23 protein-coding genes are annotated in these 20,536 nt (G+C 64.6%); 16 read left to right on the top strand and 7 right to left on the bottom strand.

Annotation, left to right across the window (positions count from 1 at the left end):
* Positions 1-36: 36 nt before the first annotated feature.
* Positions 37-915 (bottom strand): D-alanyl-D-alanine carboxypeptidase family protein, encoded by an 879-nt coding sequence (locus M1248_RS03575; RefSeq protein ID WP_163725916.1) that lies wholly within the window; start codon positions 913-915, stop codon positions 37-39.
* Positions 916-960: 45 nt separating this feature from the next.
* On the opposite strand from M1248_RS03575, the gene M1248_RS03570 reads away from it, so the two are divergent.
* Positions 961-1,380, top strand: coding sequence for a nuclear transport factor 2 family protein (locus tag M1248_RS03570; protein WP_163725918.1), 420 nt, complete (start codon positions 961-963; stop codon positions 1,378-1,380).
* A 3-nt stretch (positions 1,381-1,383) separates the two neighbouring features.
* Here the strand turns inward: M1248_RS03570 and M1248_RS03565 are convergent, their stop codons facing one another.
* Positions 1,384-1,866 (bottom strand): nuclear transport factor 2 family protein, encoded by a 483-nt coding sequence (locus M1248_RS03565; RefSeq protein WP_163725921.1) that lies wholly within the window; start codon positions 1,864-1,866, stop codon positions 1,384-1,386.
* 211 nt (positions 1,867-2,077) lie between these two features.
* Here M1248_RS03565 and rpsP point away from each other — a divergent pair, with 211 nt between their 5' ends.
* The 4 genes from rpsP to trmD are packed head-to-tail and all read left to right on the top strand — an operon-like array spanning position 2,078 to position 4,106.
* Positions 2,078-2,602, top strand: a complete 525-nt coding sequence (rpsP, locus tag M1248_RS03560) for a 30S ribosomal protein S16 (RefSeq protein ID WP_163725931.1) — start codon at positions 2,078-2,080, stop codon at positions 2,600-2,602.
* Between the two features lie 10 nt (positions 2,603-2,612).
* A complete protein-coding gene (locus M1248_RS03555; protein ID WP_003881089.1) occupies positions 2,613-2,855 on the top strand; it encodes an RNA-binding protein in 243 nt (80 codons plus the stop codon).
* 43 nt (positions 2,856-2,898) lie between these two features.
* Positions 2,899-3,414 carry a ribosome maturation factor RimM gene (gene rimM, locus M1248_RS03550; protein ID WP_163725935.1) on the top strand — a complete coding sequence of 172 codons (516 nt, stop codon included), beginning with the start codon at positions 2,899-2,901 and terminating at the stop codon, positions 3,412-3,414.
* A 14-nt stretch (positions 3,415-3,428) separates the two neighbouring features.
* The gene (gene trmD / locus M1248_RS03545; RefSeq protein ID WP_317147677.1) at positions 3,429-4,106 is read left to right on the top strand and encodes a tRNA (guanosine(37)-N1)-methyltransferase TrmD; all 678 of its coding nucleotides are present in this window, start codon (positions 3,429-3,431) and stop codon (positions 4,104-4,106) included.
* Between the two features lie 29 nt (positions 4,107-4,135).
* Here the strand turns inward: trmD and M1248_RS03540 are convergent, their stop codons facing one another.
* Positions 4,136-5,053, bottom strand: a complete 918-nt coding sequence (locus M1248_RS03540) for a serine hydrolase (protein ID WP_317147559.1) — start codon at positions 5,051-5,053, stop codon at positions 4,136-4,138.
* A gap of 308 nt (positions 5,054-5,361) precedes the next feature.
* Between M1248_RS03540 and rplS the strand changes: the two genes are divergently transcribed.
* The 4 genes from rplS (at position 5,362) to M1248_RS03520 (ending at position 7,747) form a co-directional block, all read left to right on the top strand.
* The gene (gene rplS, locus M1248_RS03535) at positions 5,362-5,703 is read left to right on the top strand and encodes a 50S ribosomal protein L19 (protein WP_006242158.1); all 342 of its coding nucleotides are present in this window, start codon (positions 5,362-5,364) and stop codon (positions 5,701-5,703) included.
* Positions 5,704-5,789: 86 nt separating this feature from the next.
* Positions 5,790-6,641 carry a signal peptidase I gene (lepB, locus tag M1248_RS03530; RefSeq protein ID WP_317147558.1) on the top strand — a complete coding sequence of 284 codons (852 nt, stop codon included), beginning with the start codon at positions 5,790-5,792 and terminating at the stop codon, positions 6,639-6,641.
* 9 nt (positions 6,642-6,650) lie between these two features.
* Positions 6,651-7,394 (top strand): ribonuclease HII, encoded by a 744-nt coding sequence (locus M1248_RS03525; RefSeq protein WP_317147557.1) that lies wholly within the window; start codon positions 6,651-6,653, stop codon positions 7,392-7,394.
* A 47-nt stretch (positions 7,395-7,441) separates the two neighbouring features.
* On the top strand, positions 7,442-7,747 hold the full coding sequence (locus tag M1248_RS03520) for a DUF2469 domain-containing protein (RefSeq protein ID WP_083125914.1): 306 nt from the start codon (positions 7,442-7,444) through the stop codon (positions 7,745-7,747).
* Between the two features lie 6 nt (positions 7,748-7,753).
* Here M1248_RS03520 and M1248_RS03515 read toward each other — a convergent pair whose 3' ends face one another.
* Positions 7,754-8,860 (bottom strand): dihydrodipicolinate reductase, encoded by a 1,107-nt coding sequence (locus tag M1248_RS03515; RefSeq protein ID WP_317147556.1) that lies wholly within the window; start codon positions 8,858-8,860, stop codon positions 7,754-7,756.
* 289 nt (positions 8,861-9,149) lie between these two features.
* Between M1248_RS03515 and M1248_RS03510 the strand changes: the two genes are divergently transcribed.
* Genes M1248_RS03510 through M1248_RS03495 form a run of 4 tightly spaced genes read left to right on the top strand, consistent with a single transcriptional unit; the run spans position 9,150 to position 13,504 of the window.
* Positions 9,150-10,217: a dihydrodipicolinate reductase gene (locus M1248_RS03510; protein ID WP_317147555.1), complete on the top strand. Its 1,068-nt coding sequence runs from the start codon at positions 9,150-9,152 to the stop codon at positions 10,215-10,217.
* Between the two features lie 42 nt (positions 10,218-10,259).
* A complete protein-coding gene (locus M1248_RS03505) occupies positions 10,260-11,456 on the top strand; it encodes a cytochrome P450 (RefSeq protein ID WP_317147554.1) in 1,197 nt (398 codons plus the stop codon).
* A 26-nt stretch (positions 11,457-11,482) separates the two neighbouring features.
* The gene (locus M1248_RS03500) at positions 11,483-12,595 is read left to right on the top strand and encodes an ABC transporter substrate-binding protein (RefSeq protein WP_317147676.1); all 1,113 of its coding nucleotides are present in this window, start codon (positions 11,483-11,485) and stop codon (positions 12,593-12,595) included.
* Between the two features lie 3 nt (positions 12,596-12,598).
* Positions 12,599-13,504 carry an SDR family oxidoreductase gene (locus tag M1248_RS03495; protein ID WP_317147553.1) on the top strand — a complete coding sequence of 302 codons (906 nt, stop codon included), beginning with the start codon at positions 12,599-12,601 and terminating at the stop codon, positions 13,502-13,504.
* 13 nt (positions 13,505-13,517) lie between these two features.
* Here the strand turns inward: M1248_RS03495 and M1248_RS03490 are convergent, their stop codons facing one another.
* The 3 genes from M1248_RS03490 to M1248_RS03480 form a co-directional block, all read right to left on the bottom strand.
* Positions 13,518-14,861 carry a TetR/AcrR family transcriptional regulator gene (locus tag M1248_RS03490; RefSeq protein WP_163686171.1) on the bottom strand — a complete coding sequence of 448 codons (1,344 nt, stop codon included), beginning with the start codon at positions 14,859-14,861 and terminating at the stop codon, positions 13,518-13,520.
* Between the two features lie 103 nt (positions 14,862-14,964).
* Positions 14,965-15,519 carry a nuclear transport factor 2 family protein gene (locus M1248_RS03485; RefSeq protein ID WP_317147552.1) on the bottom strand — a complete coding sequence of 185 codons (555 nt, stop codon included), beginning with the start codon at positions 15,517-15,519 and terminating at the stop codon, positions 14,965-14,967.
* 181 nt (positions 15,520-15,700) lie between these two features.
* Positions 15,701-16,675 carry an SDR family NAD(P)-dependent oxidoreductase gene (locus M1248_RS03480; RefSeq protein WP_317147551.1) on the bottom strand — a complete coding sequence of 325 codons (975 nt, stop codon included), beginning with the start codon at positions 16,673-16,675 and terminating at the stop codon, positions 15,701-15,703.
* Between the two features lie 128 nt (positions 16,676-16,803).
* On the opposite strand from M1248_RS03480, the gene M1248_RS03475 reads away from it, so the two are divergent.
* From M1248_RS03475 to M1248_RS03465, 3 genes are all read left to right on the top strand, one after another.
* Positions 16,804-18,444 carry a nitric oxide reductase activation protein NorD gene (locus M1248_RS03475; RefSeq protein ID WP_317147675.1) on the top strand — a complete coding sequence of 547 codons (1,641 nt, stop codon included), beginning with the start codon at positions 16,804-16,806 and terminating at the stop codon, positions 18,442-18,444.
* 68 nt (positions 18,445-18,512) lie between these two features.
* A complete protein-coding gene (locus tag M1248_RS03470) occupies positions 18,513-19,358 on the top strand; it encodes a CbbQ/NirQ/NorQ/GpvN family protein (RefSeq protein ID WP_163725972.1) in 846 nt (281 codons plus the stop codon).
* A gap of 61 nt (positions 19,359-19,419) precedes the next feature.
* Entirely contained in the window at positions 19,420-20,535 is a 1,116-nt protein-coding gene (locus M1248_RS03465) for an ABC transporter substrate-binding protein (protein ID WP_163725974.1), read from the top strand.
* Position 20,536: the final 1 nt, after the last annotated feature.

Raw genomic sequence — 20,536 nt, 5'->3', positions numbered from 1 at the left:
TCTCGAACGTGTTGCGATTCAGCAACTTTGCGTCGGCTAAAGACTGCCGATCGTCGCATTCCGATCGAGTGCAAAGCCCCAGTCCAGCAGGCTGGCGGCCTGGTCCCAGTAGGTCGGCTGCCCGGGCTTGTCCATACCGAACATCATCGCGATGACCAGGCGTCTGCCGTTGCGGCCCGCTGCACCGACGAACGTCTTCTGCGCAATGTCGGTGAAGCCGGTTTTGCCGCCGAGGGTGCCGGGATAGCGCTTGAGCAGTTCGTCCTGGTTGACCAGCACCTTGTCGCCGGTCTTGGTGGGGAAGACGGCCGTCGGCTGTGCGGTGATCTGCGCGAACACCGGGTTGCCCATGGCGGCGCGGAAAATCACTGCGAGGTCATGCGGCGAGGACCACATGTCGATACCTGGACCATCGAGACCCGACGGTGAGCCGGCATTGGTGCCGTACGCGCCGAGCAGCGCCGCCTTACCGTTCATCTTCATCACGGCGACGTCTTGACCGCCGAGCATGCTCGCCAAGGTGTTGGCGGCGTCGTTGCCCGAAACCAGCAGCAGCGCCTCGAGCAGCTGGCGTGTGGTGTAGACCATGCCCGGAGCCACGCCTGCGCAGTTGCATTCGACCTTGGTGTCTGCCTCGCTGGCCACGATTGTCGCGTCGAGCGGGAGTTCGTCGAGCACCGTCAGCGCAAGCAGCACCTTGATGGTGCTCGCCGGTGCGAACTGGCCGTACTCGTCGCGGGCCGCCAGCACCGCGCCGCTGTCCATGTCGGCGACGATCCACGCCTGAGCGGGGCCTTCGGGGATGGGCACCGAACCCGATGGCTGGATGACGCCGGCGGGCACCGCCGACGCGACGGCGGTCCCCCCGGCGACCAGGCACAGCGCGGTCGCAATGCAGACGAGAATCTTCCGCATGACGGGTGAGCCTATCCCCGCAGAGTGATCGTGTTCAATCGACTCATGTTGAGCTTGGAAGAGATATCGGATCGATTCGAGATACAGCAGCTGATGATCGACTACTCGAACGCGATCGATCAGAAGCAATTCGACAACCTTGATCGCGTCTTCACCCCGGACGCTTACATCGACTACCGCGTCACCGGTGGGATCGACGGGCGTTTTCCGGACGTCAAGGCGTGGCTCAAGGAAGTGCTTCCGAACTTCCCGGCCTACTACCACATGCTGGGCAATTTCGACGTCCGCATAGACGGCGACTCCGCATCATCGAAAACCATCTGCTTCAACCCGATGGTGTTCAACGCCGAAGAGAAGCAGATCCTGTTCGTCGGCATCTGGTACGTCGACGAGTTCGTCCGCACCGCAGAGGGCTGGCGAATGAGCAAGCGCGTCGAGGAGAAGTGCTTCGACAAGCTGTTGTAGCGGTTAGCGGCGTGCCAGCTTGGCCGCCGCCCGGGTGAGCCGGTCCGAAATGCGCACAGAGAACAGCGGATTGAAGAAGTCGGTGCGAAGGCGGGTCAACGTCGAACTCGTGATGAGCCACTGGCCGTCGATCTTCTCGTAGGTCTCGTGGTAGTGGCCGTAGCCATCGAGATTCAGCCCCGGCGCCAGCCGGACGACATCGTTGAGGGCCCACACCCCTCGCGCGGTGGTGGCCGAGGTCAACTCGATCTCCGGGGCGTGCACTTGATGCACCGTCGGCTGCTTCTCCAGGGTCTTGCGCACAAACGCGACGAACTCGTCGGCACCGTCGATCACCTTGCCGCCTGATGGTGAGGTGTCGCTGTGGAAGTCGTCGGCGAAGACGCCGCGCCAGCCCTGCCAGTCCTTGGTGTCCAGGAAGCGGCAGTAGCGTGCCTTCAATTGCTTGATGGCTTCGATCTCGAGCAGGGTGTCGGCGGCGTCCACATTCGAGAGGGTAACGACCGGATTTCCACCGGTAGGGGCTGTTCTGGCAGAATGGGCGGCTGTCTGCCACGCGACCCGCTCTGAGCGATCCGCCTCCGGCTTCCCGCTGGGCGCTTGTGTGGCGGTCACACACGTAAGGCAAAACCGGGTGCGCGCAATCCGCGGGCATCGCTGAATTGCAGCGTGGCAATCACAGGAGAAGTCGTTCAACATGGCTGTCAAGATCAAGCTGACTCGGCTTGGCAAGATCCGCAATCCCCAATACCGCATCGCCGTCGCTGACGCGCGCACCCGCCGTGATGGTCGGTCGATCGAGGTCATCGGCCGGTACCACCCGAAGGAAGATCCGAGCCTGATCGAGATCGACTCGGAGCGGGCACAGTACTGGCTCGGCGTCGGCGCCCAGCCCACCGAGCCCGTGCTGCAGCTGCTGAAGATCACCGGCGACTGGCAGAAGTTCAAGGGTCTGCCCGGTGCCGAGGGCACGCTGAAGGTCAAGGAACCCAAGCCCAGCAAGCTGGACCTCTTCAACGCGGCGCTGGCCGAAGCCGACGGCGCACCGTCGGGCGAGGCGACACAGCCCAAGAAAAAGAAGGCGCCTGCCAAGAAGGCCGCAGAGAAGGCCGAGACGGCTGACGCGGCGCCCGCCGAGGATGCCGAGGCCGCGCCTGCCGAGGCTGCACCCGAGTCGTCGGCAGCTGGCTCCTCGGACGAGTCCTCGTCAACTGAGAGCTGAGGGCCCTGCTGTGAGCTCAGTCGTCGTCGACGCCGTCGAGCACCTGGTTCGCGGAATCGTGGACAACCCCGACGATGTCCGGGTCGACATGGTCACGAGTCGCCGCGGGCGCACCGTCGAGGTGCACGTCCATCCCGACGACCTCGGCAAGGTCATCGGCCGCGGCGGACGCACCGCGACCGCCCTGCGCACGTTGGTGGCCGGCATCGGGGGCCGTGGGATTCGCGTCGACGTGGTGGACACCGACCAATAGGTACGGCGGGCTGGAGCGAAGCGACTCGGGGATCGGGGCAGTTATGGACCTGGTTGTCGGGCGGGTCGTCAGAGCGCACGGGATCACCGGCGAGGTCGTCGTCGACGTCCGCACCGACGACCCGGAAACCCGTTTCGCGCCCGGAACGAGTCTGCGCGCTCGTATCAAAGGCGGAACCGAACAGCGCTTTACCGTCGACGCTTCGCGTCCGCACGGTGGGCGGCTGCTGGTCCGGCTCGACGGGGTTGCCGACCGCAACGGCGCTGACGCGTTGCGCGGCACGCTGTTCCTCGTCGATTCCGCGGACCTGCCGCCGATCGACGATCCCGACGAGTTCTACGACCATCAGCTGGAGGGGCTGCGGGTCCGAACCACCGCCGGAGCCGACGTCGGCGCGGTCGCGGAGGTGTTGCACACCCCGGCCGGCGAGTTGCTTTCGGTACGAACCGGCGATCGTGAGGTACTCGTCCCGTTCGTCGGCGCGATCGTGACGTCGGTGTCACTGGCGGATCAGGTGATCGAGATCGACCCGCCCGAGGGTCTGCTGGAACTGGAATGACGATGAGCAGCGGTCTGAAAATCGATGTGGTGACCGTGTTTCCGGCATATCTCGATCCGCTGCGACAGTCGTTGCCGGGCAGGGCGATCGAGGCTGGAATCTTCTCGGTGGCGGTGCACGATCTGCGCCGCTGGACCCACGATGTGCACCGCTCGGTCGACGACTCGCCCTACGGTGGTGGGCCGGGGATGGTCATGAAGGCTCCGGTATGGGGTGAGGCGCTCGACGAATTATGTTCCGACGAAACCCTTTTGGTGGTCCCGACGCCCGCGGGCAGGCTGTTCACCCAAGCCGACGCCCAGCGGTGGAGCAACGAAAAGCACCTGGTGTTCGCCTGCGGACGGTACGAAGGCATCGACCAGCGGGTCGCCGACGATGCGGCCCGCCGGATGCGCGTCGAAGAAGTGTCGATCGGCGACTACGTGCTGCCGGGCGGTGAGTCCGCGACGTTGGTCATGATCGAAGCGGTCGCGCGTCTGCTGCCGGACGTGCTTGGCAATCCCGCTTCGCACCAAGATGATTCGCATTCTGCCGGGATCTTGGAAGGACCGAGCTACACTCGGCCGCCGAGCTGGCGCGGACTCGACGTGCCCGAGATCCTGCTGTCCGGCGACCACGCCAAGATTGCAGCGTGGCGACGCGAGCAGGGCCTGCAACGCACCCGTGAGCGCCGCCCCGAGTTGCTGGACTGAGCGCCGTCAGGAGACCGACTCGGCCAGAGCTAGATACGGCCGCCGGGGAACATCGTCTTGACGAGTTGGGTGACGTGATCGCGCGCGGCCGCTTCGCCGCTGGGATCCAGCGATCCGATGGCCATGACGTAGCGACGCTCGGGGCCGATGACACCCGTCGACACATGCAATTGGTTGGCGCCGCTCCAACAGCAGAACCACCCCTGTTTGACGGCGACGGGCTCGGCATCGAACCCCTCGGGAATGCCGAACCTCTGCGGGTAACCGTCGATCCCCGTCGGCGTCGACTGCGCGAGATTGGCCATGATGACGTTGGCCTGCTCCGGCGGTAGCCCGCCGCTACCGCTCAGCAATTTGTCGTAGTACCGGACCAGGTCGCCCGCGGTGCTCGTCGTGAGGTCCCATTTGCCGTTGTACGGCTGCTTCGTGTTCGCCAGCCCGTACCGTGTCACGACGCGGTTGACGATGTCGCTTCCGCCGCTGCGGTTCCAGAAGTTCTCGGCCGCACTGTCGTCCGACGATCTGAGCATCACGTCGAGCGACCTGCGATCGGCTGGTGATAGCTCCGTCTCACCTTTGGATTCCTGCAGTAACAGGTCGTCGGCGATGAACAGCTTCACCACGGATGCGATGGGGAACGACGCATCGTCCCCGCCCGATACCACTTCGCCGGTGTTGCGATCCAGCATCACGACGGAGATCTGGGCGCCGGTCTTGGCGGCGTTGGCGATGGCTTGGCGGGTGCGGTCACGCAGTCCGCCGAAGGTGGCGGCGGGTTCGTCGGGTGGGGCTTCGGGCAGCGGCGCCATCCTGCCCTGCGGTACGACGACCGTCAGCGCGGATTCCGGGGGAGTTCCGTACACCCGGGCTTCGCACCCGCTCGCGGACAGCACCGCTACGCCTGCGATGGCGAGTGACGTGACCAGTTTCGACGGCCCGCGTCGCATGACCCTCCTTGACGCTGTCCTGGATTTGGGTGTCGGGCTAACTACTCCGCCGTAGCCTGTTATCCAGCCTAACCGTCTCTGGTAGCCGACGCTTGGTCAGACCGCGGGCGCGTTCGGGAGCGGTTCATCACCGGATTTCTCCGGACGGGGGCCCATCTGGCACAATTGAGCAGTTGTCTGTGCCGGTCGGGGACCTTGAGCCTCTCCGTCCGCTGCGAGATACACCCCGAAACCCGAAAGATCGGCTCGGCGACGCGATTGATTTCGCGACCACGCCCGCGGCCGCCGACAGCAAGGATGTGTCACCGATGAACACGCTGGACTTCGTCGATCAGGCGTCGCTGCGCGACGACATCCCGGACTTCAGCCCCGGTGACACCGTGAACGTGCACGTCAAGGTCATCGAGGGCTCCAAGGAACGTATCCAGGTCTTCAAGGGCGTCGTCCTGCGCCGGCAGGGTGGCGGCATCCGCGAGACCTTCACCGTGCGCAAGGAAAGCTACGGCGTGGGTGTCGAGCGGACATTCCCGGTGCATTCGCCCAACATCGACCACATCGACGTCGTCACACGTGGCGATGTGCGCCGCGCCAAGCTGTACTACCTGCGCGAACTGCGTGGCAAGAAGGCGAAGATCAAGGAGAAGCGCTGACCGGCGCACTCGGCCGACACGCCCGGTACTGACGCGTGGCAGCCGATGATCGCGGTGACGAGCGCCGCGGTGGCTACCCTGATGCGGTGAGTGGATCCACCGACCCCGATGAGCCCATCGACCTCGCGTCCGAGGACTCCGATTCGGTTTCCGATGTCGCCGCCGGGGCGGCTCCGGAAGACGACGCCGACGAGCCCAAGAAGAAGCACGGCGCGCTGCGCGAATTCGCGATACTGATCACGATCGCGCTTGTCCTGTACTACGTCATGCTGACGTTCGTCGCGCGCCCGTACCTCATTCCGTCGGAGTCGATGGAGCCCACCCTGCACGGCTGCGCCGGCTGCACAGGTGACCGCATCATGGTCGACAAGCTGACATATCGGTTCTCCTCACCGGAACCGGGTGACGTCATCGTCTTCAAGGGTCCACCGAACTGGAACATCGGCTACAAGTCGATTCGCTCCGACAACACCGCGGTGCGCTGGGTACAGAACGCGTTGTCCTTCATCGGCTTCGTCCCGCCCGACGAGAACGACCTGGTGAAGCGCGTGATCGCGGTAGGAGGGCAGACCGTCGAGTGCCGAACGAACACGGGGCTGACGGTCGATGGCAAGCGCCTCGACGAGCCGTATCTCGACTACACCACGATGAATGTCGCGCCCTCCAACCCCTACGCCGCGTGCCTTGGCAATGAGTTCGGACCGGTCACGGTTCCCGAGGACAAGGTCTGGGTGATGGGCGACAACCGCACGCATTCCGCCGATTCGCGCGCGCACTGCACCAACACCCCGGGGGACGCGCAACGCGGCCTGTTGTGTACGGGTGACCCGGAGGCGGGCACCGTGCCGATCGAGAATGTGATCGGAAAGGCACAGTTCATCGCCTGGCCGCCGTCGCGATGGGGCGGCGTGGGAAGTGTGAACCCGCAGACCCAATAGGAGTTTCAGTTGCCGGCGACATGGCCTCCGCGGACGGTGATCCGGAAATCCGCTGGCCTGCGTACGTTGGAGTCCGCGCTGTACCGGAGTGGGCTGGGACCGGTGGCGGGTGTCGACGAGGTGGGCCGCGGCGCCTGCGCGGGCCCGCTTGTGGTGGCGGCATGTGTGCTCGGGCCGAACCGGCTCGAGAGCCTTGCGGCGCTCGATGACTCGAAGAAGCTCAAGGCCAGGGAGCGTGAGCGGCTGTTTCCGCTGATCCGCAGGTACGCGTTGGCCTACCACGTGGTCTTCATCCCGACGGCCGAGGTCGATCGTCGCGGGGTCCACGTGGCGAACATCGAGGGCATGCGACGTGCCGTGGCGGGCCTGTCGGTGCGCCCGGGGTACGTGCTGTCCGACGGCTTCCGGGTGCCGGGTCTGTCGGTCCCGTCGCTGCCCGTGGTCGGCGGTGACGCGGCCGCGGCGTGTATCGCGGCGGCGAGTGTGCTGGCGAAGGTGAGTCGTGACAGGCTGATGGTCAAGATGGAGGCCGAGCATCCGGGCTATGGCTTCGCCGAGCACAAGGGTTACAGCACCCCGGCGCACAGCGCAGCGCTTGCCGAGCTGGGCCCGTGCCGCGAGCATCGGTATTCGTTCATCAACGTGCGACGGCTGGTGACGGTCGAGAGTGAGATGGGCCCGGTGTTGGTACCCGACATCGGGCTCGACACAGAATTCGACGCCGAACCCGAACAGCAGAGCCGATTCGGGTAGGGGAGGATTGGAGTCGCGATGAACGCGTATATGAAGGAACTGAGCCGATGAGTGCCGAGGATCTCGAAAAGTACGAAACCGAGATGGAGCTCTCGCTCTACCGCGAATACAAGGACATCGTCGGGCAGTTCAGCTATGTCGTGGAGACCGAGCGGCGCTTCTACCTCGCCAACAGCGTCGAACTGGTGCCCCGCAACACGGAGGGCGAGGTGTACTTCGAGCTGCGGCTCGGCGACGCCTGGGTGTGGGACATGTACCGTCCGGCGCGCTTCGTCAAACAGGTTCGGGTCATCACCTTCAAGGACGTCAACATCGAAGAGGTGGAGAAGCCCGAGCTGCGGTTGCCGGAGTGAGCGCCCTCAGCCCTGGGTCCTGAACGCTCCCTTGGGAATGGTGAGAGGCAGGTCGACGGAGCTCACCAGGCCCGGCGGTGCATCGACCACGTACGGCACGGCGTTGACCACCCGCATCGCCGTGGCCACCATCGCACCCGCTCCGGACGTCATGCTTTCGATCCCGGCTTTCTTGCGATCGCGAAGTGTCACGTCGAACGTGCAGTCGATGTCCGGTGTGCCGGTGATGACCACGCGATAGCCGAGGGCGTTCGGCAATGTCGGCCAGTCCGGCGCGACGTCAGGAGCCAGCCGGGTGACGTGTTCGATGACGATGGCCTCGCGTCCATCCACGACACCGATGGCCTGCATCCGCAATGCGCCGCACGTGCCCGCCTCGACCGTGCCCATCGCGACGTCGAGCGTCCGTTCCGTCACCGCGCGGTCGAATGTCGAGCGCATCTCCTGGACCTCCACGCCAAGTGCATCGGCGACCATCCGAATCTGCCCTTGCCATTCGCCTTCGATGGCGCCTGGCATGGCGATCCATGGCTCGTAGTCGAGTGGACGGCCGAATCCCATTGCGTCACTCATAATGTCGGGTACGCCGTAGTCGTCGTAGAGACCGATCTCGTAGGCATGGATCTTCTCGATTTGGGACGACTGCGTACTCAGTACCAGCGAAAGGTAATCGGCGGCGAAGCCGGGTTCGATACCCGAGGCATACAACGACACCTGACCCGCCTTCGCGGCGCTGGCGAGCTGATCACGCCACTCGGCCGGCTCGTAGGCATGTGGGTTGACCAGCCTCGTGGTGCTCGTCGTCACGACGTTGATTCCGGCGCGAAGCAGTTTCACGTAGTCGGGGATCGCCAGCGCATCGCGTTCGGGCCCACTCGCGGCGTAGATGACGCAGTCGGGCTTGAGCGCGATGAGCGCGTCCGCGTCGGTGGTGACCGCCAACCCGATCGGTTCGCCGTTGGCGAGTTCGCCCGCATCCATTCCGTCCTTTTCAGGGGAGTGGACCCACACCCCGACGAGATCGAGGTTCGGACGTTCGTTGATGGCGCGGATCGCGATCGATCCAATGCCACCCGTCGACCAGACGACGACGCGGTGCTTGCCTGCTGTCATTCTTTTCCTCCTCATGGAGAGCGCCCGGACCCGTTTTAGAATAGTAACCACTATTACAGCGGAACAGAACAAATCTTAGGTTATAGTCGGTCGGCGTGACCACCCCGTCCCCGATCCGGCGCTGAATGTTCACCCGTCGGCTCGACATGTGCGCGCCCGCCTCCGATGCCGGTCATCATCCGGCCCCGCACATCCTGACGGCCGCGATTGCGAGGCCGCCGGGTACATCATGGCCCGACCTGCAACGCGCCATCATGGCGTCCGAACGTCGCGATCGAAAGGGACAACCATGACATTGAGGACCGTGGTCTGGTCGACTGGAGGCGTCGGATCGATTGCGATAGACGCGATTCAGGGCAGACCGGATCTCGATCTCGTCGGCGTGTGGGTGCATTCGTCGGACAAGGTCGGCCAGGACGCCGGAGTGCTCGCCGGCATCGACCCGATCGGTGTCGCTGCGACCAACGACGCCGACGAGCTCATCGCGCTGCGGCCTGACTGCGTGGTGTATGCCGCCAGCGGACCGGACCGCGACGCGGGTGCGGTGCCCGACTACGTCAAGCTGCTCGACTCGGGAATCAACGTCGTCTCGACGTCCTCAACCAGCATGGTGTATCCACCCGCCTATTACTCGCCGGAATGGCGCGAGCAGATGGAAACCGCGGCCAAGGCGGGAAACGCGTCGTTCTACGCATCCGGCATCTTTCCCGGATTCGGCTCAGATCAGCTGGCCCTGATGCTGGCCACGCAATCGAAGAAGATCCGCTGTCTCAAGGTGACCGAGGTCGCACTCAACGACCACTATCCGGTAGCCGACGTGATGATGAATGGCATGGGTTTCGGCCATCCGCTGGACTTCGAACCCCTTCTGAAGACACCTGGCTTCATCGAAATGGCCTGGCGAGCACCGATATATCTGATAGCTGCCGGCCTGGGCGTCGAAGTCGAGGAGGTGCGCGGGACGCTCGACCGCCGTCTGACCGACAGAGACATCGAGGTGGCGTTCGGCACCATCAAGGCGGGCACGTGCGGCGCGGTGAGCACGAGGGCAGCCGGCGTGGTCAACGGCCGGGAAGCGATCGTCGTCGAACACATCATCCGGATGGCGCGCGACGTGGCACCCGATTGGCTCGCCTCGGAGTTCGACGCGACGTATCGCGTCGACATCGAGGGCGATCCCGACATTCACTGCGCGATGAACGTCGGCGCCGCTGAGGGTCACGCCGCGGGCCACGCGGCGATGGCCGCCACGGCGATGCGGGTGGTCAATGCGATTCCCTATGTCGTCCGCGCACCCGCAGGCCTACTGAGCTCGCTCGATCTGCCGAACACGTTGCCACATAACGTATTCGACTGATTTAGGGGAAACAGATCTGATGATCAACAAGAGGAGCAGCCCATGACCGAAGTGAACACCACCGATCTGTACTACGACCCGTTCGATTTCGACATCGATGACAATCCGTATCCGATCTGGAGACGGCTGCGGGATGAGGCACCGCTCTATCGCAACGAGAAGTACAACTTCTACGCACTCAGCCGCTACGAGGACGTCGCGCGGGAACTCCACAACTGGGATACCTACCGGTCAGGCAAGGGTTCGACGATCGACATCATCATGAGCGGCGTCGAGGTGCCCCCCGGGGTGATCCTTTTCGAGGACCCGCCGATTCACGACATCCATCGGCGAGTGTTGTCAAAGGTGTTCACGCCGCGGCGGATGGAGGCTATCGAAGATCTGGTACGCCAGTATTGTGTCCGCGCGCTCGACGCCTTGGCTGGCGCCTCGACGTTCGACTTGATCACGGATTTCGGGGCGCTGATTCCCATGCGGACCATCGGCTATCTGCTCGGCATTCCAGAACAGGGTCAGCAGGAGATCCGGGACAACACCGACGCGTCAATCGGACTGAAAGACGGCAACTTTCGGTCAGTCTCGGCCGAGGCCTTCGAGAATGCATATCAGCTCTTCGCCGAATACATCGAATGGCGAGCCGAACACCCCTCCGACGACTTGATGACGCAGCTGCTCAACGCGGAGGTCGAAGAGAACGGCGAGCTGAGGCCGCTGACGCGCATCGAGGTGCTGACCTATACGAGCATGATCGCCGGGGCGGGCAACGAAACAACCACCCGGCTGATCGGCTTCATCGGCCAACTCCTGGCCCAGCATCCCGACCAGCGGCGCGAGCTCGTCGAGGACTTCTCGCTCATCCCGCGGGCGATCGAGGAAGTGCTGCGTTTCGAGGCGCCGTCACCGGTACAGGCACGTTACGTCGCAAGGGACACCGAGGTACACGGTCAGACAGTCGTCGAGGGCTCGATCATGCTGCTGCTCAACGGCTCAGCCAACCGGGACGAGCGACAGTTTCCGAACGGCGAGAGTTTCGACATCCACCGCACAGGATCCCATCTGTCGTTCGGCCAGGGCCTGCACTTCTGCCTGGGTTCGTCGTTGGCGCGAATGCAGGCGCGGGTGGCACTTGAAGAGATGCTGAAACGGTGGCCCGAGTGGGACGTCGACCTGGACAATGCGGCGATGGCGCACACCACAAGCGTCCGTGGGTGGGGTCGATTGCCCATCATCACGGCTTAGCATTCTGAATCGAGGACAGGGGCGTGATGTCTCACGAGAGCACAGCTGAGCCGATCAAGATCGGCTACCTGATGGACTTCAAGTTGTCGGACGACTTTCCGCAGCACTACCGTGACGACCTCACCATCCCCTTCGACATGGTCTTCGAGGACGCGATGGCCAAGGGCGTCATCGACCGGCCCGTCGAGATCGTCTATCGCGAGGTCGAGGGGCTGCCCAAGGGCAGCGTGAAAGCGGTCATCGACGCCTATCGGGAGCTGGTCGACGAGGGCTGCCTCGTGATCTTCGGTCCGCATATCGGTGACAACGCGGTCGCGATCAAGGATGCGTTGAACGAGCAATTCCGGGTTCCCGCGATCAGCGTGACGGGATCGGATGAGGCGTTGGGAGAGTGGTTCTTCGCCTTTCCGATGGGATCCCACTTCGACGAGCCGATCTTCTGGACCGATCTGCTGGTCAAAGGCGGTCACACCGACGTGGGGGTGCTCATGGAGCAGTCGCTGGTGGGGGAGGCGTACATCGCGAACTTCCGAAAAGCCTGTCAGCAGCGCGGCATCAGGATCGTCGCCGAGGTCACGATCGCTCAGACCGCCCAGGATGTGACCAAGGCCGTGCGCACGCTGTACGACGCAAAGGCGCAGGCGATCGTGCACGCCGGCTTCGGCTTCGGAATCGTGTTCGTCAATCCCGCACTGGCAGAACTGGACTGGGACCCGCCGCGCTTCGCGGGAACCGCGTTCGAGAATGCCTGGATCAACCCGGTGATGTGGAATGCGTTCATGGGCTGGACCGGTCTCGACCAGTACGACGAGGGCAACCAGGTGGGTCAGCGCTTCCTCGACGAATTCAAGAATAGAACCGGTAGACGCCCGGAATGGTGCGTGCCGGTGGTGAATCGCGATGTCGCCGTGGCGATTCTGCACGCGGTCGCCGACGCGCACCCACTGAGCCCGCGCGGCGTCAAGGAGGCGCTCGAGCGGGTCAAATCCGTGCCGGCCGCCTCCGGCGCACCAGGTACCAGGATTTCGTTCGGGAACTGGACCCGTCGCGGTTGGATGGGCTCTGGCTACCTGGTCGCTCGGGAGTTGGAACCCGACGGTGTCAACTCCCGTCTCGTGGCCCGGTTCGGCGAGGCGTGACCGATGGCTGAACCGCGGAGCGTTGTCATCACCGGCGCATCACGCGGACTCGGTTTGGCGTCTGCGTCGCACCTCTATCGCCAGGGCTGGACGGTGGTGGCCGCCATGCGATCGGTGGACGAGGGTCTGGGCAACCTTCGCCGCGCGACCGGCGCTGCCCACGACGACGACCGCCTCATCGGTGTCCGCCTGGACCTGATGGACCCGGCGTCGGTCGAGGACGCCGCGGCCGAAATTCTGGCCGCCGTGGGGGCGCCGAACGGGCTGGTGCACAACGCCGGGATATCGGCAGCAGGCATGGTCGAGGAGACGCCAATCGACCTGTGGCAGAGAATGTTCGCCACCAACATTTTCGGACCGGTGGCGCTGACGCGGGCGTTGCTGCCGTCGATGCGGGCAGCGGGTCGCGGCCGGATTGTGCTGGTGTCGAGCGAAAGCGGGGTACGCGGCATGCCTGCCACCGCACCCTATTCGGCGGTCAAGGGAGCGCTGGAGCGATGGGGTGAGTCCATGGCCGGCGAGGTGTCGCCCTTCGGCATCGGCGTGACGATCCTCGTGGCGGGCACCTACGACACCGCGATCATCACCGATGAGGGCACCACCGACTCCCGTGACTTCGCTGGCCCCTACGCACCTCACCACAAGACGATGGACAAACGAGGCCGCTACGCGATGAAGGTGGCGGCCCGCGCCCCCGAGAAGTTCGCCGTCGGTCTGGCCAAGGCGCTCGACAGTCGCGCGCCCTTCGTCCATCGGCCGGTCGGTCCCGATGCGCGAATGTTGATGATGGGCAACAAGATCATGCCGACGGTGGCGATGCATCACATGATTCGGGTGATGATGGGCATCCCACGCTTCGGCGCCTTGCGGGACAACCGCACCTTCTCAGATGGACAGCCGCCGTCGTAGCTCGGCGCGCAGATCATGCCTCGCGGACGCTGATGCCCCGCAACGTGGTGTCTCGGGCCAGGATCAACGCGTTTCGCGTGCCGATCTGTTGGAGAATGTTCTCGGGAATCCACTGCTCACCGATGATGCATCGGGCCAGCAGATCCGCAGCGGGACTCTCTTTACGTATCTCGCCGGCTCGGATGCCCTCGGAGAGCAGGGCTTTCATCTGGCGAATCCGAGTCGTGAACGACCACGCGGGATTCGATGTATCCGGCGGGGTATGACGCAGCCAGGCCAGTTGGATTCGGAACTCGTCGGGGAACTGGTCGAGTGCGTTGATGTTCAGCCAACTCAAGGCGTCAAGCTTTTCGATCGTCGTGGCCTCTGTGTGCACGATGTCCGTCCACGCGCCGCCGACCTTGTGTCCGAACTCCAGCATGATCGACATCAACAGCTCGTCTTTCGAACCGATGACGCGGTAGACCGTGCCGGTCCCCAGTCCGGCGGCGGACGCGATGTCGCGGATGGTGGTCATCTCGTATCCGCGGCGGCCGAATTCGGCGCGGGCCACCGCCCGGACGTGAGCCGCCTTGAGGTCGCTGTCGTCCTCGGTGTCGACCCAACTCTGGATCACGTCTTCAGCGGCCGCGAATGCTTTCGACTTGTCCAGATCCGCATCTGCGGGAAGGTCGACTGCGAGACCTTCAAGCGCGATATGGCTTTTCAGCGTGGCCAGTTCGTCGGTCGACGCCTTGTGCCTGATCACGTCGAGACCGACGTGCAGCATGCTCTGACACACGCGGTCGGCCAGGGTGGGCAGGTCCAGGTCGGATCGGATGTATCCGCCCCAGCGGCCGGCTCGAAGTGTCTGCAACATCGCGGCTTGGATGGTCGACGGGGGGCGCTGCGTGAGTTCCATCAGCTCGGGGTCTGAGCTCGGGCCTTCGTAGAACGACATTTGTAGCGCGGCCCGGTGCTCTACCGCGCAGCGGGCGATCTCACAGCCGAGCTCGGTGATCTGCTCGGCCACCGGACGTGGATCCGGTTCGTCGAGGCGCTTCAGCGCCAACTCGCCGACACGGTCCAGGTCTGCGTGATAGCGCCTGATCAGCTCGACCAGTATCGCTTCCTTGGAGTCGAAGTGGTGGTAGAGGCTGCCCGCGAGGATGCCCGCCGCATCGGCGATCTGCTGCAACGAGGTACGCAGCCCCGACGCGGCGATGACGGAGTTCGCCGTCTTCAGGATCTCCGTGCGCCGCGTCGCATCGACTGCCGTTTCATCGGTGACGGCGCTGAGTTTCGCGGCGCGCTGACCCTTCTTGCCCGCAGGCCGGCTGCTTCTCGAACTCCGCCTCACGGCGTCGGCATCGGCCATCGCTACTTGCGTACCCTTCCTGGCGTCGTCGGCTTCGACAACTGCAAGCAGATCCTACCGATCGGCGTTCGAACTGCCGGGACGCCGCAATCGGGGGTTCCGTTCACGAGGGTGCGTCCGCTCGCGATGCGATCAACGGGCGGTCATAGGAGGGATCCGCCGTGTCGTGCCTGGCCACCTTCATGGAGCCCGCCATCATCGCGATCACCTCGTCGGTGATGAACGACGTCGACTCCGCGTTCCACTCGACGACGCATACCCGGTCGACGATCGCCCAGCGTCCGCCGCGTCGTTCCAGGCGATCGACGTAGCGCCCGCCCGACAGAGTCATGTGGTTCACGGGTTCGCGGTCGGTCCCGACGAAGAGGTAGTAGGTTTCGGCGTGCGCTTCCTCGCCGTTGAGTTCCACAGTGTGGTTGAGCAGGTAGTGCTGGTAGCGGGTCTGCGTGGAGTGGTAGGCGAAGGCCCAATCGATGAAGTCGTCGACCTCGCCGATGAATCCGACGTGGTCGTCAACGGCCCCATCGTGGTAGGCGGACCGCAGTAGGGCGCGATCGCGCCGGTCCATGCCTCGCGCGTAGCGCATCATGCAATCGCGGATCTGCTCGCGATCCTCAAGGCGGGCAAGCCTTTCGTGTAGTTCTGAATCGCCGGTCATCTACCTTCCCATCCATTGATGCCGACGACCTGGTCGACGGCTCGGCGGGGGGCGGCGGTGAACCTGAAATCGCTGCATGAGGCCGGCGATCAACTGTCCTCCCACGTTCTCCACGTAGGCCACGCGGTACAGGTCCGCGATCGTGTCGTGGTGAGCAGATCCTCGATTTGCACGGCCGGTCCTACGATTTCGTGGGCTCGGGAAAAGCGACTTCGGCGTTGTCAGGCATCGCGCTGATGCCGAGGCGGTCACACACTTCGAGCACTTCGTCGACGATCGAGTCGGGAACGATGAATCTGTCGGTGGCCGACACCTGGTCGAGGTGGGCCAGGATGTCCTCGGCGGTCGGCTCGGTTTCGGTGTCGGCCAGCCAGCCCTCACCGAGCCCGGTGAATACGCGTGCGTAGCGCCCCGCGCATGCCGAGTAGTTGCGGTGGGTGAAATCGCATGCGCGGCTGGCCAGGAACGACACGAGTGGCACGACCAGCTCGGCGCGGATGGCTCGCATGAAGCCCGACTCCCTGAGGAACTTCTCGTCGCCGACCGTCTCGGTTACCATCCGCGAAAAGCCGGTGGGCAGCACGGTATTCGAGAGAACTCCGTGCGCAGCTCCCTCGATGGCGATCACGTTGGACAGTCCGACGAGGCCGGTCTTGGCTGCCGCGTAATGCGCTTCCATCGGCTGACCGAAGTTGCCCGCTGACGACGAAATGAAGACGAATCGACCGTACTTCTGTTTCGCCATCACCTTGTATGCGGGCTGGCTCAGGTAGAAGGCGCCGTCGAGGTGCACAGCCAACATCTGCCGCCAGTCGTCGAGGGAGAGCGCCTCGAACGGGATGCTGTTGAAGATGCCGGCATTGCTGATGACGGCGTCCAACCGCCCGAAGGTGTCGAGAGCGGTGTCGACGATGGCCTGGCCACCCTCGGGGCTGTCGACGGACTGATGCGACGCGACTGCCCGTCCGCCCGCTTTCGTGATCTCGTCGACCACCTGATCCGCAACGCTCGCGTCCGCGCCGTCGCCCCGCATCGTGCCGCCGACGTCATTCACCACCACCGCCGCGCCCCGTCGCGCCAGATCGAGCGCGTACAGCCTGCCCAGACCACGGCCGGCGCCGGTTACGACGGTGACTTGGCCCTCGAAGTCGATCACGCTGTACTCCTTGCTGTTTGACTGCAGCAGGACCGGACTTTACGGTGGAACAGATATTTGGTCAACGGGAGGCGGCGGGAGGTGTCCGGGTGAACGACGCCGACGGTGACCGACTGCAGGCGCTGGGCATGTTGGCCTCCGCGCTCGCCGGGCGGCCCCTCGCGGTGGCGGCTGTCGATCCGGATGAGCCTTCGTGGACCGACGGACAGACTGTTTTCGTCGATCCTTCTGCACGTCCCCGCGAGAATCTGGAGTCGGTGGCGGTGCACGCGTCACTGATCGCGGCCGACAGCCTGGCCCCCGACATCATGGGTGCACTGGTCCGGCATCCCAGAGTGGCCAAGCGTTACCTGACCGTCGAGGGGCATCGTGCACTGGCTGCCAACCGGGACGTGCTCCCCGGCGTGCTGTGCGCGTTGGCCGATCCCGAAACCGCGAGCCGTAGCGACTCGCCCGAATCGTCGCTGGCCCTGGCGTCGGGTAAAGATCCGCTCGACGAACCGCCGGCGCGGTGGGGGGTTGTGCGTGCCAAGAGGTTGTTGGCGGCCGGCAATCGGGCCGCCGAACAGGTGGACCACGCAGCACATGTTCCACGGCGCGACAGCAAGGAGGCGCTCGAAGAACTCGATGACGGCGAGGTCGACGACAGCGACGATCCCGACCTGTTCAGCAATCCCGTCGGCGGGGGCGGGTTCATCGGCAAGTGGCTGAAGAAGATGTTGTCGTCGGCACGCAAGACCGGAGGCAGCGGCGGCGGTCCGCCAGGTGCCGACTCGCCGACCCACCGCACCGACTCGGCCAATCGCGGGGCCCTCGCAGTGTCGTCGACGGCGACTGCTGCAGGGGAGGACGTCGCCGACATCGCGGCAAGCGGGTACAAGTACCCGGAGTGGGACGCCGACCGCAAGAGCTATCGGCCGGAATGGTGCACCGTGCGCGAGATCGAGCCACGGATCAAGTCATCGGCGGCCGATGCGATCGACGGTGCCATCGGTGTGCGGCGTCCGCTGGCTCGCCTCGGCATGGGCCCGCATCGTCGCCATCGGCAGCCCCAAGGCGACGACATCGATATCGACGCAGCAGTCGAGATGCGCGTCGAAGTGAGAGCCGGGTCGGTTCCCGACGAGAACGTCTACCTCGACAGCCTGCGGCGCCAGCGTGACCTGTCCGTGCTACTGCTACTCGACGTCTCCGGATCGACTGCGGAACCGGGAACCGTGGGGCGAACGGTCCATCAGCAGCAGCGGGCGGTGATCACCGATCTCACAGTCGCCCTGCACGACCTGGGCGATCGTGTCGCGCTGTACGCCTACAACTCGCAGGGGCGTGGTGCGGTGAACATGTTGCCCGTCAAGAGATTCGACGACCATCTCGATGCGGGGGTGATTCGACGATTGAACAGCCTCGAGCCGGGAGCGTATTCACGCCTCGGCGCGGCCATCCGGCACGGTTCGGCCGTTCTCGAGACGCGGGGCGGGACATCACGACGGCTGCTGGTCGTGGTTTCCGATGGTCTGGCTTACGACCATGGTTACGAGCGTGCCTACGGTGCGGCAGATGCACGACGCGCGTTGACGGAAGCTCGCCGACGGGGGACCGGTTGCGTATGCCTGACCGTGGGCGCAGGTACCGATGTCGGAGTGTTGAAGAAGGTCTTCGGAAGCACCGCGCACGCCACGATCGCCCGACCAGAGCAACTGACGGGCATCGTCGGCCCGCTCTTCAGGTCGGCCGTCCGTTCCGCAGAGGTGCGGCGCCGGGTCTCGTGATTGAAACAAACATCTGTTCCGGCTACTCTCTGATCCACCGCAAGGACGCGGGTGACGAAAGGGGCGCTATGGGCACCGAGCCCGGGATTGCGTACCAGAATGGCGCCATGCAACCGGCCGACGAGTCGCGCCCCTACTACCGGCAGGTGGGTAACGAGGAGGCCGTGTTCAAAGCGGCGTATCGCCAGGGACTTTCGCTGGTCCTCAAGGGGCCCACCGGGTGCGGCAAGACCCGCTTCGTCGAAGCGATGGCGCACGACCTGGGTCGACCGTTGATCACCGTGGCCTGCCACGACGACCTCACCACCGCCGATCTGGTCGGCAGATACCTGCTTCGCGGCGATGAGACGGTCTGGGTTGACGGGCCGCTGACCCACGCGGTGCGGGAGGGAGCGATCTGTTACCTCGACGAGGTCGTCGAAGCCCGTCAGGACACCACTGTGGTCCTGCACCCGCTCGCGGACTACCGGCGACAACTGCCGATCGAGCGCCTGGGCATCACCCTCGACGCAGCGCCGGGGTTCGGCCTGGTCGTGTCGTACAACCCCGGCTACCAGAGCGTCCTGAAGGACCTCAAGGACTCTACGCGGCAGCGGATGGTCGCCATCGAGTTCGGGTTTCCTGAGCCGGACGTCGAAGAGGGCATCGTCGCGCACGAATCGGGTGTGGATCATGCGACCGCCGTCGAGCTCGTGAAATTCGGGCAGGCGATTCGGCGGCTCGAGACCGGTGGGCTGCGCGAGGTCGCGTCGACGAGGGTGCTCATTGCCGCGGGGCGGCTCATCGTCGAAGGTCTGACCATGCGTGATGCGGCCAGGGCTGCGATCGCGGGACCCCTGACCGACGACGCGTCGGTCAGCCGCGGTCTCAACGAAATGATCGACGTCTACCTGGGCGCTCCTGCCGTTGATTGACGGCTCTGTGCGCCCCAGCTAGGGTCTGAACAAATATTAGGTCGACCCCGAGGGAGGTCAGATGTCCTACGAGAGCACGGCTGAGCCGATCAAGGTCGGCTACCTGATGGATTTCACGTTGCCGCCGGGCTTTCCGGAGGACCTGCTGGCCTCGTTCACGCAGTGCTTCGACCTGATCTTCGAGGAAGCCGTTGAACAGGGCCTGATGGATCGGCCGGTGCAGATGATCTACCGCGAGGTCGAGGGTCTGCCAAAGGGTTCGGTGAAGGCGGTCATCGACGCCTACTCCGAGCTCGTCGACGAGGGCTGCCTTGTCGTTTTCGGCCCCAACATCACCGACAACTGCGTGCCGATGCGTGAGGCGATCGAAGAGCGTTTCAAGGTTCCCGCCATCAGCGTCACCGGCACCGACGACTGGCTCGGCGAGTGGACGTTCGCGTTCCCCCAGGGGTCGATGACCGACGAACCGATCTTCATCGCGGACCTCGTCGCCAAGCGCGGCCTCAACGAGATCGGCGTCCTGGTCGAGCAGAGCCTCATCGGAGAGAGCTATCTGAAGAACCTGCGGAGTGCTTGTCGTCGCAAGGGCATTCGGATCGTCGCCGAGGCGACGATTGCCCAGACTGCGCAGGACATCAACGATGCGGTGCGCACCCTGCACGAGGCAAAAGCCGAAGCGATCGTGCACCTCGGCTTCGGATTCGGCATCGTCTTCGTCAATCCGGCGCTCGAGGCGGTGGGCTGGGATCCGCCGAGGTTCACCACCACCGCGTTCCAGAACGCATGGGTGAACCCGATCATGTGGAACGCGTTCATGGGCTGGGTCGGGGTCGACCAATACGACGAGGAAAACCCCATCGGTCAAGACTTTTTGGACCGCTACGCCGAGAAATACAACGGTAGTCGTCCCGAATTCTGTGTGACGGTGGTGAACCGCGACGTCGCCGCGACGCTGGTGCGCGCCTTCACCGATGCCCACCCGCTGAGCCCGCGCGGTGTGAAAGAGGCGCTAGAGCGGGTCAAGATGATGCCCGCCGCCTCCGGAGCACCGGGAACCCGGGTGTCCCTTGGCAAGTGGACCCGCCGGGCATGGATGGGCTCGGGGTACCTCGTCGCCCGGACTCTAGACGCCGACGGCGTCAATTCGCATCTGGTCGACCGATTCGGGGAGGAATGAC

This window comes from Mycobacterium sp. 29Ha (assembly GCF_032883055.1).
Lineage (GTDB): Bacteria > Actinomycetota > Actinomycetes > Mycobacteriales > Mycobacteriaceae > Mycobacterium > Mycobacterium gallinarum.
Note: the sequence above shows the minus strand (reverse complement) of the source record. Positions and strands in the feature narration are given on the sequence as shown.